Annotated in this window: 13 protein-coding genes; 10 read left to right on the forward strand and 3 right to left on the reverse strand. The window is 56.9% G+C overall.

All coding sequences use genetic code 11. The features are described 5' to 3' along the window. Positions 1–96 precede the first annotated feature (96 nt). Positions 97–1,383 carry a CinA family nicotinamide mononucleotide deamidase-related protein gene (locus ABXT62_RS14350; protein ID WP_415355967.1) on the forward strand — a complete coding sequence of 429 codons (1,287 nt, stop codon included), beginning with the start codon at positions 97–99 and terminating at the stop codon, positions 1,381–1,383. A 14-nt stretch (positions 1,384–1,397) separates the two neighbouring features. Here the strand turns inward: ABXT62_RS14350 and pdxH are convergent, their stop codons facing one another. Both pdxH and ABXT62_RS14360 read right to left on the reverse strand, forming a co-directional pair. Next, positions 1,398–2,036 carry a pyridoxamine 5'-phosphate oxidase gene (gene pdxH, locus ABXT62_RS14355; protein ID WP_415355968.1) on the reverse strand — a complete coding sequence of 213 codons (639 nt, stop codon included), beginning with the start codon at positions 2,034–2,036 and terminating at the stop codon, positions 1,398–1,400. Positions 2,037–2,173: 137 nt separating this feature from the next. After that, positions 2,174–2,473, reverse strand: a complete 300-nt coding sequence (locus tag ABXT62_RS14360; protein WP_415355969.1) for a hypothetical protein — start codon at positions 2,471–2,473, stop codon at positions 2,174–2,176. A gap of 121 nt (positions 2,474–2,594) precedes the next feature. On the opposite strand from ABXT62_RS14360, the gene ggt reads away from it, so the two are divergent. Continuing rightward, complete coding sequence (gene ggt, locus ABXT62_RS14365; protein WP_415355970.1) at positions 2,595–4,391, forward strand: gamma-glutamyltransferase; 1,797 nt, start codon at positions 2,595–2,597, stop codon at positions 4,389–4,391. 18 nt (positions 4,392–4,409) lie between these two features. On the opposite strand, the gene ABXT62_RS14370 is transcribed toward ggt, so the two are convergent. Next, on the reverse strand, positions 4,410–5,201 hold the full coding sequence (locus ABXT62_RS14370; protein ID WP_415355971.1) for a thioesterase family protein: 792 nt from the start codon (positions 5,199–5,201) through the stop codon (positions 4,410–4,412). A 139-nt stretch (positions 5,202–5,340) separates the two neighbouring features. Here ABXT62_RS14370 and ABXT62_RS14375 point away from each other — a divergent pair, with 139 nt between their 5' ends. From ABXT62_RS14375 to ABXT62_RS14410, 8 genes are read left to right on the forward strand one after another with little or no spacing between them, the layout of a single operon-like run. Beyond that, complete coding sequence (locus ABXT62_RS14375) at positions 5,341–6,540, forward strand: hypothetical protein (RefSeq protein ID WP_415355972.1); 1,200 nt, start codon at positions 5,341–5,343, stop codon at positions 6,538–6,540. Next, positions 6,530–7,639, forward strand: a complete 1,110-nt coding sequence (locus ABXT62_RS14380; RefSeq protein WP_415355973.1) for a hypothetical protein — start codon at positions 6,530–6,532, stop codon at positions 7,637–7,639. The genes ABXT62_RS14375 and ABXT62_RS14380 overlap by 11 nt, the downstream gene beginning before the upstream one ends. Beyond that, a complete protein-coding gene (locus tag ABXT62_RS14385; RefSeq protein ID WP_415355974.1) occupies positions 7,636–8,844 on the forward strand; it encodes a hypothetical protein in 1,209 nt (402 codons plus the stop codon). The genes ABXT62_RS14380 and ABXT62_RS14385 overlap by 4 nt, the downstream gene beginning before the upstream one ends. Before the next feature lie 35 nt (positions 8,845–8,879). Next, on the forward strand, positions 8,880–10,430 hold the full coding sequence (locus tag ABXT62_RS14390) for a hypothetical protein (protein ID WP_415355975.1): 1,551 nt from the start codon (positions 8,880–8,882) through the stop codon (positions 10,428–10,430). A 13-nt stretch (positions 10,431–10,443) separates the two neighbouring features. After that, complete coding sequence (locus ABXT62_RS14395; RefSeq protein ID WP_415355976.1) at positions 10,444–12,501, forward strand: PEGA domain-containing protein; 2,058 nt, start codon at positions 10,444–10,446, stop codon at positions 12,499–12,501. 3 nt (positions 12,502–12,504) lie between these two features. Further along, the gene (locus tag ABXT62_RS14400; protein ID WP_415355977.1) at positions 12,505–12,783 is read left to right on the forward strand and encodes a hypothetical protein; all 279 of its coding nucleotides are present in this window, start codon (positions 12,505–12,507) and stop codon (positions 12,781–12,783) included. Positions 12,784–12,792: 9 nt separating this feature from the next. Continuing rightward, positions 12,793–13,590 carry a MotA/TolQ/ExbB proton channel family protein gene (locus ABXT62_RS14405; protein WP_415355978.1) on the forward strand — a complete coding sequence of 266 codons (798 nt, stop codon included), beginning with the start codon at positions 12,793–12,795 and terminating at the stop codon, positions 13,588–13,590. Continuing rightward, the gene (locus ABXT62_RS14410; RefSeq protein ID WP_415355979.1) at positions 13,590–14,882 is read left to right on the forward strand and encodes a hypothetical protein; all 1,293 of its coding nucleotides are present in this window, start codon (positions 13,590–13,592) and stop codon (positions 14,880–14,882) included. The genes ABXT62_RS14405 and ABXT62_RS14410 overlap by 1 nt, the downstream gene beginning before the upstream one ends. The last annotated feature ends 4 nt before the right edge of the window (positions 14,883–14,886 follow it).

Genomic DNA, 14,886 nt, shown 5'->3' on the forward strand with positions numbered 1-14,886 from the left:
AGACAATGTCACACTCCTCCTACAGAAACGATAGCACTTTGGCTTCGCGAAAGCATTGGCGCTATGCTTGCACACTACCTCGTGGATAAGATCCCTATGAAAGACGCCCTGTTGAATATACAGCTCCTGCTCACCGGCAACGAAATCATGAGTGGCGATACGGTCGACTCCAACTCTGCACTCATCGCACAGCGCTTTGGCGAAGCGGGGCTGGGCATCTATCGCAAAGTCACAGTGGGAGACGATGTCACCCTACTTAGCACAGAGCTCGCCGATATGGCGACCAAGGCCGACCTCATTATCGTCAACGGCGGATTGGGCCCGACGATTGACGACCTTACTGCTGAAATTTTGGCAGCGGTGGCAGGGGTGCCGCTGCAAGAGCACCCACAGGCAGTCGCCCACCTAGAGCGATGGTGTGCTAAACGTAATCTGCAGCTCGATGCCGCTAACCTGAAGCAGTCTATGCTGCCGCAAGGTGCCAAGATTGTTGATAACCCGATCGGCAGCGCTGTGGGCTTCGAGATGACATTGGGCAACTGCCGCATTATTTGCACGCCCGGTGTACCCAGCGAACTGGCAGCCATGTTGGGTCCCATGGTGGCAGACCTTGCCACGCAGGTGCAGCAAGCCCCCGGGCGCGACATTCTGCGCCTGCAAACGTTTGGTCTCGGAGAGTCTACCGCGCAGCAAATCATCAGCGACGCGGCGTTCGACTGGCCATCCGAAGTCGAGCTGGGATTTCGCGCCGGCGCACCGCAAATGGAAATCAAACTCAGCATCGCCAGCGCAGCGGACAGCGATGCACAGCGGCGCTGTCGAGAAACACTGGAGGCATTGTTCGGCGACCATATCATCGGCGTAGGCGATACCTTGCTGGCGCACAGAGTGTTAGAACTCCTACAAGAGCGCGGCGCCAGCCTCACCACTGCTGAGTCTTGCACCGGTGGACTTATCGCCTCCATGCTCACCCGCATACCCGGGTCATCGCAGGGTTTTCATGCTGGCTTCGTGACCTATTCCAACGCGATCAAGCAATCGGTACTGGGCGTGAACGCCCAAACGCTGGCCGACAAGGGTGCTGTCAGTGAGGAAGTGGTGCGGGAGATGGCCTTGGGTGCGCTGCAGCGCTCTGGTGCCGATTACGCCATAGCCGTGTCTGGCATCGCGGGGCCCGGTGGCGGCACAGACGATAAACCGGTAGGTACGGTATGGCTGGCATGGGGCGACCGGCAAAACATTCGCACTCGCTGCCTAGTCTGGCCGGTAGACCGCACATTATTCCAGACGATGCTAGCCGCCGCAGGCCTCGACATGATGCGCCGCTTCTTACTAGGAATAGACAAAGAGCCGCGCTATTTTGCCCAACGCCAAGCCCGCTAGTTGCCACTAACGACCTAGGGCTGTAATTGCTCGATGTTCCACGTGCCCTGGGCGCATTTGCGATACACAAAACGGTCGTGCAAACGGTGCGCTCCGCCCTGCCAGAATTCTATGCGCTGAGGCACAACCCGATAGCCACCCCAGAACGCCGGCGTCGGAATGTCTCCATCACCGAATTGAAGACGAATATCTTCCGCTTGCTGCTCCAGCATCGCACGGTCGGCAATGGGCCTGCTCTGGCGTGAAGCCCACGCCGCTATCTGGCTCTCGCGGGGTCGTGTCATAAAATAATCGGCAGACTCAGCGTCACTCATTTTCTCCGCCGTGCCGCCCACAATGATCTGCCGTTCCAGCACATTCCAGGGAAACAGCAGCGACACTCTTGGCTCGCACTCGATCGCATGAGCCTTGTCGCTGTCGTGATTGGTGTAGAACACAAAACCGGCGTCGGACAACCCCTTCAACAATACGATGCGTTGCCGAGGTTCACCCCCCGCATCCACCGTCGCCAGCACCATGCCCGTGGGGTCTATCAGGTCAGCGCGCACTGCCTGCTCCAGCCAGATTTCAACCTGCCGAATGGGACAGGCGTCAAGCCCCTCTCGCGTCAACCCGCCGGCAGTATATTCGCGTCGAAAGGTGTCGTATTTCACACTCAAATCCTGCTCTATCCCAGACCACTCATAGTAGCGGTAGCGCGCACCAGAGGCAAAGCTCGCGCAGAGAAAAGCGCTTCCGCTATGCGCAAAGCTGCGCGCAATGGCGTCTGGGAGATTCTGCTGGCATGGCGCTAGTCGCGGGTGCTGGGATACACGGGCGCCCGCTTCGACATTGCAGGAATCTGTGGGAAGGGGAAAAACGCCTGCCAGTCCTCTCCACATGCCTCATCGAGTCCGCAGCCAAAAACAGCGCGATAACAGCTGTCCATAGCCTCAATCAGCACATCAGGTGTGGCAATGCCCAGCATTACGGCGGCTTCCATCATTCCCTCGGCGCGCAAGCGCTGAGACGGCGGCACATCGTCCCCGGCCGCTAATGCCGCGAACATGGTGCACCAGCGTTGTTCGATTTCGGTTTGCAATACATCCACCGCTTGACTCTCCCACTTGACAACACCTTTTGGGTCGACATAGAACCCTTGAGGCCATGAGTATGCGTGGCAATGCAAAACAGTTAAAGTCTGTGCATCGTAAAAACTAGGAGCTTTACCTGTGAATCGTCTGCCTCAATCACGACTGATCCTGAGCCTGTTCAGTCTCGCCATTGCATCCTGCGCCACCCAAGAACCAGACAACGCATTCGTCTCCGACGCTGACTCAGTGCCGATGGCAAGCAATGCCGACACAAGCACGCTCATACCCATCATCGACTACAAAGAGCGCTTTCTGCCCGTTATCGCACGCAATGGCATGGTGGTAGGCCCCGAGCAGCTGGCCGCAGAGGTGGGGGCGCAAATATTGCGTCAGGGCGGCAATGCGATCGACGCCGCGGTCGCGACTGGTTTCGCGCTGGCAGTCACCTACCCCCGCGCCGGCAATCTCGCCGGGGGCGGATTTATGCTGATCCACCTTGCCGATGACGATAGAGAAACCCTGATCGACTATCGAGAAACCGCACCCGCTGCGGCTAGCCGCGATATGTTCTTAGACAATGAAGGCAATCTCGACAAGCAACGGGAGTACTTCAGTCTGCAGTCGGCGGGAGTGCCGGGTACCGTGGCAGGCATGCTTTACGCGTTGGAAAAATACGGAACCCTCACCCGGGAGCAGGCGCTCGCGCCCGCTATTGCGCTAGCAAGGGACGGCATTCCTGTTTCTTACAGTCTCTTTTTTGAGATCAGCGCCAGCGCGCAGAATTTACGCAAAAACCCCGCCGCAAAGCGCCAGTTCTTTCAGCCGGACGGGTCCGCTTACGCGGTTGGCGATATCTGGCGACAGGCTGATCTGGCCTGGACACTCAGTGAGATCAGCGAAGAGGGTATCAATGGCTTTTACGGTGGCGAAGTGGCACAGCTCATCACCACCGAAATGGAATCCGGAGGCGGCCTGATAACGGCCCAGGACCTCGCCGACTACCGCGTGGTGGAGCGGCAACCCGTGCGTGGCACCTACAAAGACTTCGAAATTGTTTCCACGCCGCCACCCTCCTCTGGCGGAGTGCACATTGTGCAGATGCTCAACATACTCGAAGGCTATGATCTGCAGGCCATGGGCCACAACTCTGCGGCCTATGTACACCACCTAACAGAAAGCATGAAACTCGCCTATGCCGACCGCAGTCTGTATCTGGCGGATCCCGACTTCGTTGACGTGCCGGTCACTCAACTCGTTGACAAAGCCTATGCCGAGCAGCAGCGGCAACGTATCGACAGCAACGTCGCAACCCCTTCGGTGGACATAGCACCTGGGCAATTATTGGGCAACGAAAGTACCGAGACCACGCATTACAGCGTCGCCGACCGCTTTGGCAACGTTGTCAGCAACACCTACACACTGAATTTCAGCTTCGGCTCCAACATCGTCGTACCCGGCACGGGCATGCTGCTCAATAATGAGATGGCGGATTTTGCCAGTAGCCCCGGCAGCGCTAACGCGTTTGGTCTGGTTCAGGGTGAGGCCAATAAAATCGAGCCCGGTAAACGGCCGCTTTCTTCCATGAGCCCAACCATTGTCTTTCGCGCCGGCGAACCTTGGCTGGCAACCGGCAGCCCCGGCGGCAGTGTCATCATCAGCACCGTGCTACAAACCACGCTCAATGCAATGGTGTTTGATATGAACATCGCCACCGCTGCGGCTGAGCCGAGAATGCATCATCAGTGGATGCCGGACGTACTCAAAATGGAAGAAGGCTTTTCGCTAGACACGGTCAGACTGCTCCAAGCCATGGGACAAAACGTGGATATGGCGAGCCGCACCACCGGTCGCACTAATTCCATCATGCTCGACGAGGGCTGGTTATACGGGTCTTCAGACACGCGGCGCCCGGGCGGGTGGGTAGCGGGTTACTGACCAATACCGCCCAGTGACTTAGCGCTTTTTAATACGAAGCTTGGCCGTTTGGCGACTGAGTGCCACCAACTGGCCCGCACTGTCCCAGTACTCTCCGTCCTCCTCGATCACGCCCTGGGTCATATGACGTGAGCTCAAGCGAACCTGCAACGGGCCAGGCGCAGGGTGGGCGCGAACCTGTACTGTCAGCTCCACGGTAGGCACCCAACCCACCAGACCAAACACGGTAAATATCGGCGGCGGAAAAGCGTCGGCAAACATCAGTAAAGCGATGACATCGGGATCACTGCCATCGCGATGACTCACCCAGCCACAAAATTCACCACTGCCATTCGTCTTGCGCTCACTAAATACCTCCTGGCCGGACACCATTCGTATTTCCGCACGCTGCCTGAATTCGATGCCCTTGTCACCTGCAGGCGCACACTCGTCCCAGGCAGGGTAATGCGGTCTGCCATTGGCGGACCAGGTCTCTCCGTGAAGCTTGTCTAAATCGGTATAGGCGGCCGTCACCTTTACTTTAAGCTGCCCTTCTTGGTACATCTTGACCTCGGCAAAACTGGTACTGCGCCCGCCCCCAAGAATCTCTACCCGACATTCAATTGGACCCAGAACAGTGGGTGCTAAATAAAAGGCACTGACGGTCAGCGGGTCCTTATGCGGTAAAACGGCGCGCAACGCTCGCCCCGCCAGCGCCAGCACATAGCCACCGTTAGGCACAGCACCAATACGCCAGCCCTCATGTAGCTCTCCTAGAAAGCGGTTATCGTCCACCTGTTCAACTGCCGTTTCCCGTTCAAACTGACTCATAAAACTCCCTGCAATAGTGGCGCGCCACCGACGTCATAATGGGCGAGTATTTTGTCCGTCTACTGGGGTGATGTATAGTCCTGTTAAACCTTGATCTTTACACTTAAACACATTAAACGCGTCTTACATGAGGTGGGAGTTGAACAGAACATCTATTGTTAACCTTCTCTCGTCCATCCTGATGACTGGGCTTGCGCTACATAGTCTTCCTAACTCTGCGGACGAGACGCTAGCGAACGAACCAGCTGTATACACCGTCTCACAGGAAGAGCAGGCATACACGCGCGCTATAGAGGCTATCGAATCCAGCGGCGGCGCCTATGCCCCAGAGCTCTCAGAACCGTTGCTCAGTCTGGCTCTGACCCTGCAGTCCCAAGGACGACACACCCAAGCGATCGCGTTATTCAGACGTGGCATACATCTGACGCGTGTCAACGAAGGGCTCTACTGTGCTCAACAAGTTCCGCTGTTGCAGGGCGAAATTGCTAGCCACCTCGCAATACAAGACTATGCCATGGCAGACGAGCGCCAAGACTACCTCTACCGCGTGCAAATGCGCAGTAGTGCGACCGGCGATGCGTTAACGAATGCCTTAATGCAGCAGGCACAGTGGCAGTACGCTGCCTATCAATTGGGGCTGGGCGCGCATGGATATCTGCGGCTGCTCAATATGACGGAGTTCTACAGGCAGGCACTGCGAAATGTGGCGGCAGGAGAGGAAGAGGGAGAGACATCCGTTAAACTGTTAGCGCCCCTGCAGGGCATGTTAGAGACACAATATCTTATTGCGGGCTATGTCTGGCAAGAATCAGACCGAGCATTCAGCGATGACGAGCGCCCGCCTGAAGCCCTGCTACAATTTAATGCCTACCGCGCCCAGAGTTATCGCCAAGGCAATAATATCATTGAAGCCATTGCCCGCATCGAGCCGAATATCGCCCAGACCCAAGTGATGCTGGGAGACTGGAGCCTTTGGAATGGCCGCTCAAAGGACGCATGGCAAGCCTACCAAGAGGCCGAGACGGAACTTGCAGGGGAAGACGATGCCCAACTCCAGCTGCAGAAGCTGTTTAGTCAACCAATAGCGCTGCCCGACGTTGCCGGCCTTACGCCGCTGCCGCCTGCGGTAGACCCGAAAGAGGCCGAAATAGTGCTGGAATTCACCGTCGATGCAAAAGGCAAGGTACAGGATCTGGAACGAATCGATGACAATGACGATCACAATAAGCAAGCGAAGCAGTTGATGAATCGGCTGCGTAAGACCATTTTCCGGCCGCGTTTCGCCGACGGACAACCACAAGAGACAGAAAAAATGGTGAAGGCATTCAATGTTCAATAACCCAACATTCCAGCAGCTTTGCCGCGTCGGCGCTGCCGCCTGTCTCTGTGTCGCCCTGTCCGGCTGTCCCAGCGCGAGCAACCCAACGCAACCTGAGCCACCACCGACACCGCCACCGAGCAGCGCACCACCTCCGCAAAGCAGCTCCAGCAGTTCAGCGGGCAGCACCAGTAACCAATCATCCAGCGGCAGTCCCAGCCAAACGGCTCAAAGCTCACCCGGTGCAGAACGTGAGTCTGCCGAGCAATCTGGTAGTGGCCAGACGAGCTCTGCAGCCAGTAGCGACGCGATGGGACCGCCGGATGACGAGACTCAAACGTTGGGCGCGAGCGGCGAACAGGCGGAATCCAGTGGCTCTGAAGCAAATAGCAATGACGGAGACAGCATGGAGCCCGGCTTTGGTGACGGCATCACCAGCGGTGACAACCTGCCAGACCTGCGCGATGAACCCATCCAACCGACAGCACAGGGCACTCCTAGCGAAGCCGACGGCACAGCAGCCGATATGGATGGCTTTGAAAAAGCCGGTCAGCCTAACGGCGAGGCAGCGAACAACGGAAGCCCTAAAAATTATGACGGCAGCAGCCGTTATAGTTTACCCGCGGGCATGCCGGGAGACAGCGGCGGTTACGACTCACCAACGGGGATGCCCGCAGGCGGCAGCGGTCCACTGACACCTGCAGAACAGGTGGCAATACTCGACGCTCAATTGGAAAAAGGCGCTGGCGAGTTCGACACCATCATTATGAAAAGCCAAGAGGAACAGCGCGCAGCTGCGCGCGCACAGGCTGCCAAGCGGCCGCCTACGCCGATAGGCAGCGCAAATAGCGGGAGTGCTGGGCAGGGCAACGGCTCCTATGAAAACGGCACAGCGGATGCTGGAAATTACACCGCCGGTGGTGGCATGGGCGGCGCTGCAGCTGCGGGCCGTGTGCCGCAGAATACGGCGAAATATCCACCTCCAACCGACATCCCCAACGGTAACAATGATGATGTGGTTGCTCGACAGCTGCGTGAGGCCGCGATGCGCGAACCTGACCCGGCCATTCGGGAACGACTGTGGGATGAGTATCGTAAATATACAGGCCTCAAAAAATGAACACTTTGCGACTGCTGGCTGTAATCACCGCGTGTTTCGTGTTGAGCGCCTGCGTTAGCCAGACGATCAAAAGCACTTCTGTGCCCAACATCGACACGCCCTCTTCAGCCGTGCCAGAGGCATTACTGTTCGATGTGTCTGTGGTGGTATTTGATCCCGGCCTCGATAACTTCGATGAAGATGAGCAGGTTTACCCAGAGGTGCGCCAAGCTGAAGCCCGATTCATGCCACTGGTTTTGTCTGAGTCAATACAGAATAGTGGCGCTTGGGCCGCCGTGCGGGTAGTGCCCGATGGCACGCAGGTCACTGACCTGATTGTGCGAGGCGAGATCCTGCACTCTGACGGCGAGGAATTGCAACTGGCTATCACCGCTATCGATGCGCGTGGGGAAGTGTGGCTGGAAGAAACCTATACCGGCAAGGCCAGCCGCTATGCCTATCAACCTGCGACACGCAACCCCTATGATCCGTTTCAGGCCGTTTACAACACCATCGCTAATGATCTGCTTGAGCAGTTGGAAGAGCTAACCGAAAAAGAGCGTGGCGATGTACGACTGGTCACCGAGCTGCGTTTTGCGCGCGATTTTTCCCCTGAAGCCTTTGACCCTTATCTGGAAAAAACACGCAAAGGTGAGTACGAGATCAAGCGACTGCCCGCCGAAAATGACCCCATGCTGGGGCGCGTGCGCGACATTCGCGAAAGAAACCGTCTGTATGTCGACACACTGCAGGTTTACTATGCCAGTTTTGATTTACAAATGTTGGAGCCCTATCAGGAATGGCGCAGGGCGAGTTTTGAAGAGTCTGCTGCACTGCAGGCGTTGCGAGCCGAAAGTACACGCAACTTGATCGTAGGCGGCATTGCGGTTTTAGCGGGCATTGCGGCTGCCAGCTCTGGCGATAGCAGTGCCGCCAGAACCGCCGGTCAGGTCGCTATTCTGGGGGGGGGTTATCTCGTCAAAAGTGGACTGGATAAGCGTAACGAAGCTCAGATTCATGTGCAGGCGCTGGAAGAGCTGGGCATGTCACTAGGGGCGGAAATCACCCCGCAGATCATCGAACTGGAAGACGACACCATCATACTGACAGGCAATGTTGAAGAACAATATGCTCAGTGGCGTGCACTGCTAGGCGATATTTACCGCGCCGAGATTGGCAGCCTCGAATTACCTGAGGAATCGGCCGACACTGCTGATACACTCTGATCCGTTTCACTGGTACTTAAGGTTCCAACCACCGTATGTCGTCTCACAATGATCCATTAGAACCCACACCGTTTGACGCAGTACAACCGGCCCCCGTGCCGAATTCCGCTCACCGTAACGCGGATGTTGCTGTTCCTCGAGGCACTCCAGTCTGGGTACTGCCAGCTTTGGGTGGCCTGGTACTGTTGGCTGCGTTGGTGATTTTTTGGCTTCCCAACAGCCTGGAGTCAGTAAAAAGCGTGCCCGCACCGACTACAACTGAAACAGAGGGCACAGCAGCATCAGAACAACCCGACACGGGCGCAGGAAAGGGCTCCCCCGCCGCTGCCGACGCCTCGCCTTGGTCCGATGCGCAAGCGGCCCGATTGCGCAAAGAGGCGCAAGAAATGCTGGCGCAGTTACTGGAACTTCAGGACACACTGCAGACGCGCGGCGTTGAACAATGGGCACCTGACGCATTTGCCGGCGTGGCTACCCTCGCCGTAGACGGCGATACGCTCTACAAAACCCGGCAATACGCGCAGGCCACAGCAAACTATCAGCAGGCACTCACGGCACTGCAAGCACTGCAAGACGCCATGCCAGAGGAACTAAACAAACGACTGGAGACTGCCGGACAGGCGATAGAAGATGGTGATAAAGAGGCCGCCCTTGCCGAACTGACAGTAGCAGCCCTTATTGAGCCCAACAGCAGCGATATCGTATCACTGCAACAGCGCGCCGAATTGTTGCCGCAGGTGCTTCCTTTACTGGAGCAGGCGGCAGCAGCCGAGACTGACGGCGACCTGTCACAGGCGCAGCAGTTACTGCAGCAAGCAACAGCGCTTGATCCGTTGCACCAGCGCGCGCGCAGTGAACTGCAGCGCATTACGCAGAAAGCCAGAAGCCAGAATTTCAATAAGGCCATGAGCGAAGGCTATAGCGCTCTGAATGAAGGCCGATTTGACACCGCTAAGAAAGCTTTCCTCACCGCCGCTGCATTACAGCAGGGCTCCACAGAGGCGGCCAGTGCACTAGAGCAAGTAGCGACAGCCCAAACTGCACAGCGCCTTAGCACCTTGAATCAGCGAGGGCAAAAAAATGAGCAGCAAGAGCAGTGGCAAAAGGCGGTAGATGACTATAAGCAGGCGCAGCAACTGGACCGCAGCATAGTATTTGCCAGCGAAGGACTGCAACGCAGCCGAGCGCGAGCAGCGCTTGACCAAGAACTTCGCAACACCATTGAAGCGCCGCAGCGACTGTCCGATGCTGCGGTCGCCACCGCAGTTGCAAAGCGATTACAACAGGCCAAACAAATTAGGCCGCGCGGACCGGTTCTGACGCGCCAAATTGACCGACTGGAAACCCTACTGCAGCAAGCCAATGCAACGGTTAATATCACCCTGCGCTCAGATGAGGAAACCGACGTGATCGTCTACAAAGTCGCTAGGCTGGGTCGCTTCGCACAGCATGATCTGTCGCTGCGACCGGGGACTTATACTGCTTCGGGAACCCGAAATGGTTATCGCGACGTGCGGCAGAGCTTTATTATTGCGCACGACAGTCCTCCTACTAATGTGACCATCATTTGCACAGACCCTATTTGAAATGGCACAAGACATGTCAACCAAGCCAGTCACTATCGCACCCAGCAGTTTTACCCCGCTAGAGCAAGCTGCCCCGAAAGCACCAGTGCCGCGCAAGGCCGGTAGAATGGTGCTGTTTTTTTGTCTGGCCCTGTTCATCCTGCTCATGCTATTCCTGCTCAGCGCTCGGTCACTCATGATAGAGGTAACGGCGCAGGCGCCCGCGAAAGTCTCTGTCTCTGGACTGGCTTTGCCGTTTGGTAAACGCTATCTGCTGCGGCCGGGCGAATACGACATCCGGGTAACCGCTAAAGGCTATCACCCACTTACCACCACCGCGACCGTGGATCAGCGCGACAGCCAGTCTATCGAGGTACAGCTTCAGTCTCTGCCCGGTTTACTCTCTGTCAACAGTGAGCCGGCCGGCGCCAGCGTCATCATCGACGGTGACACCGTTGGTAAGACCCCACTCCAGGACCTTCCTCTGACAGAAGGCGAGCACCAGCTGCGGCTCGAAGAAGCCCGACATCTGCCAATGGAGCAAACACTGATGATCACCGGCCGCAGCGTGCGACAACAATTACAGCTGAAAATGGCGCCCGCCTGGGCCAAGGTCACGTTAGACAGCGTACCCTCGGGGGCAAATATTCTGCTGGACGGGGAGCCCGCGGGACATACGCCAGCTACTCTAGAAATACTGCAGGGTGAGCGCCAGCTGATGTTGCAGTTGCAGACCTATGCCGACTGGCAACAAACGCTGCAGGTCAATGCCAGTGAAAATCTTGACCTGGGCGTGGTGACGCTGCAACCCGCCGCAGGAGAGCTGACCTTGAGCAGCGTACCCAGTAGCGCCAACGTGACCCTTGATGGCGAATTTCAAGGCCAGACTCCCCTGACACTGGCACTGAGTCCGGACCGCGCTCACCGCCTAGCGGTGTTCAAGCCCGGCTATAAGCGCTACAGCAGCTCAGTAGAACTGCCCGCCGCGGGCAGTGACCAACAGACGGTGACGCTGCAAGCCGAACTGGGTGAGGTGCGCTTCAGTATCAGTCCGGCGAATGCCGTCTTGCGCATCGATGGCAAACGGGCTCGCAACAGTAACCAGACCGTATCATTGCCAGCGGTGGCGCACACCTTGGAGGTGAGTCTTGACGGTTACGCTACTGTGCGACGCAGCGTCACCCCACGTCCCGGACTGGCTCAACGGGTGGAGGTGAGATTACAGACGCAGCAGGCGGTAAAGCTGGCCAGCATCAAACCGGAGGTCACCTCGGCTTTAGGACAGACGTTGCTGTTATTCAAGCCCGGCGAATCGGCAATGGCGAACTTCACTATGGGAGCCTCCCGACGTGAGCCGGGTCGGCGGGCCAACGAAGTACTGCATCCGGTCGCGTTAAGGCGCATGTTCTATCTGCAAACGACCGAGGTCACAAACGCCCAATTTCGCCAGTTCCAGCCTAGTCATAATTCAGGGCGGGTTGAAGGCAATAGCCTCAATCAAAAACACCAACCTGTCGTGCAGGTGAGCTGGCAGCAGGCCGCAGCCTTTTGCAACTGGCTTAGCGCGAAGGAAGGGTTATCCGCGTTTTATGCGCAAAAAAATGGCATTGTGACAGGCTATGACGCCAGTTCCACCGGTTACCGATTACCCTCGGAAGCTGAATGGGCCTGGGCCGCTCGCGCCAGCGGCCAAACTCTGCTGCGTTTCCCGTGGGGTGACACTTTTCCTCCGACGCAGGTTGTCGGAAACTATGCCGACACTAGCTCAGCGTATGTTACCGGTTCGACACTGAACAACTATGCGGATGGCCACGTTGTCAGTGCGCCAGTGGCCTCTTTCGGGCCAAACCAGCACGGTCTCTACGATATGGGCAGCAATACCTCGGAGTGGGTAAACGATGTCTACCGCATCCCCTCCGCTAATGGCAAAACACAGACGGACCCACTAGGCAGCCAGACCGGCGACAACTACGTCATTCGCGGTGCCAACTGGGGGCAGTCCAAGTTAAAGGAATTACGCCTATCGTACCGAGATTATGGGCAAGCCGGGCGCGATGACGTAGGATTCCGTCTAGCGCGTTATGCGGAGTGACCTATGATCAAACGACTATTCGTACTGCCACTGCTCCTTGTTCTGTCTCTGCAGGCCATACCGCTGGCCGCTCAATCTGCGCCGGCTGAGCAAACACAAAGCGCGCAAGAAACCACGGCTAGTCCTGCTGATAAAAATGATAATGCATCCTCAGCAGCGACGCCCGAGGGACCCGCAGAAAAAAAAGCGCCGTCAGCCAAGCGCAGTGAGTCACCGTTTGATTATCGCTCCTCAGAAAAAATTTCCGAAGACGTACCCGTCTCCTTTCCGGTCGATATATAGGACACCCCAATGAAGCAAAAAATGTCATCCGAATTTATCTATCAGTTATTCGCATTGCTGATCGCTATTATCGTCGTGCATGCGCTATACGTGGGCGTGATACGACCCAGTGCAAAAGCACATCTGGAACTTGAAGCGGCACAGCAGGCGGCTGGAGAGGAGGTCGTCACCACTCGCAGTCTGGCCGTGGTGATAGGCAATTATGAACAGGAATCCTGTTTTATTCTGCTAATCTGGGCTCTGGCGATCATGGGCTATAAGGCTCGTCTAGGGATGCGAGAACGCAGCATGCTCGACCGTCACCTGTTGGATATCCCAGAGGGCACCACTGTACTGCCAGAAGATGCGCGCGAGTACAGCCGTGCCATAGAGGCACTGCCGGCGGCCGAGCAGGAATACCTGCTGCCGCGCACTCTGCTGTCGGCATTGCAACGCTTTGCCACCACCGGCAGCATCCAAGCCGTGTCTGACACGATAAAAGAAAATTGCGAAATTGAATCCGATAGGCTTGATTCTGAAATGTCGATGGTGCGCTACATCGCGTGGGCTATTCCCTCCATCGGGTTTATTGGGACCGTGCGCGGAATTGGTGACGCGTTAGGGCAGGCTTACCAAGCAGTGGCCGGCGATATTTCAGGCGTTACTGCGAGTCTGGGTGTTGCATTTAATAGCACTTTCGTTGCATTGGTGCTGAGCATTATCATCATGTTCTGTCTACATCAGTTACAGCTGTCGCAGGAGCGTCTAGTACTAGACAACCAACGTTATGCCGACAAGCGCCTGTTGCGCTTCTTGGTAGCCCGCTAATGAGCATCGGCGTGCTGGATATCAACGATAGCAATCTACAGCTGTGGCACGAGGGCACCACAGTGCAAAGTCCCGGCTATGTGTTGTTCCAGGAAAAAGAGTACCGCTTTGGCTCGCCCGCACGCGCCGCCGCCAGATTGCAACCGCGGGATATTAACACGCGGTATTGGTGGCAACTGAGCACCGAAACATTGCAGCCCGCGCTTGGCCCTGCGCGACACACAGGGGACCTCGCTCATGCTCACCTCAAACAACTGCATCACGAAGCCAAAAGTCCCAGTGAGGTGTTGTTGGCCGTGTCAGGCAGTATGCAGCGCGAGCAACTCGCCCTGCTGCTAGGAATTGTGCAGCAATGTCCGTTCGACGCTGTCGGCCTGATCAATCGCAGTGTGGCACTGGCCAGCCTCTATAGTGGTGAACGTATTCTCCATCTGGAAATTCAACTCCATCAGGCCGTGATCTCAGAGCTGACTAGACACAATCACCAGATTGAACTGCAGCGCACCACACCTCTGCCCGGTTGCGGCCTGCTGCAGCTGCAGGAGCGGCTGGTCGAGCTCATTGCCGCGGCGTTTGTGCGTCAAACCCGTTTCGATCCACGCCGCAAAGCGGATAGCGAACAACAGTTATACGATGCTCTGCCCGCCGCTTTGCAGACACTGCAAAATGCTTCCGAAACCAATCTGGAGGTGAATGGTTATCAGGCGCGCATCAGCGCTCACGAACTGCAGACGGCGGGGAAACAGCTGTTCGACAGTGTGCGCGAGACTGTTGGTGTGCTGCGTCCTGACGACCAGATCATTGCAGACCCACTGGCAGCATTACTGCCGGGGCTAACCTCTGCATTCGAGCGCATCGCTGTGTTACAGCCAGACGACGTGCGGCGCGCACTGCAATCGCATCAGGAGCAATTGGTGCAACGCGAACAAGCTCTGAGCTTTGTAACAGCCCTACCGTGCCTCGATGCAGAGGTGGTCTCATCTGACGCAGCGAATAAAGGGCCACCGGTAACACCATCCCCAGCGCAACCACCGGCTCAAGCCTCGACAACAGAGCCAACACATGTTCTTTACCGGCATCGCGCACAACCTTTAATGGAGACGGGAACCACACTGGAAGGCGGATGCGATATCTATCGCGGTAACAAGGGCTGGCAATTACGTGACAGCGGTACACCGGCGATCGTTAATGGCGCAACGTATCACTCCGGTCAGATTTTGGCTTGCGGCGATACCATCAATACAGGCCAGGGCGTTACCGATATCGCGCTGTTAATCGAGGTGGTGGTCTAGCCAG

Source organism: Halioglobus sp. Uisw_031, assembly GCF_047729875.1.
Classification (GTDB): Bacteria; Pseudomonadota; Gammaproteobacteria; order Pseudomonadales; family Halieaceae; genus Marimicrobium.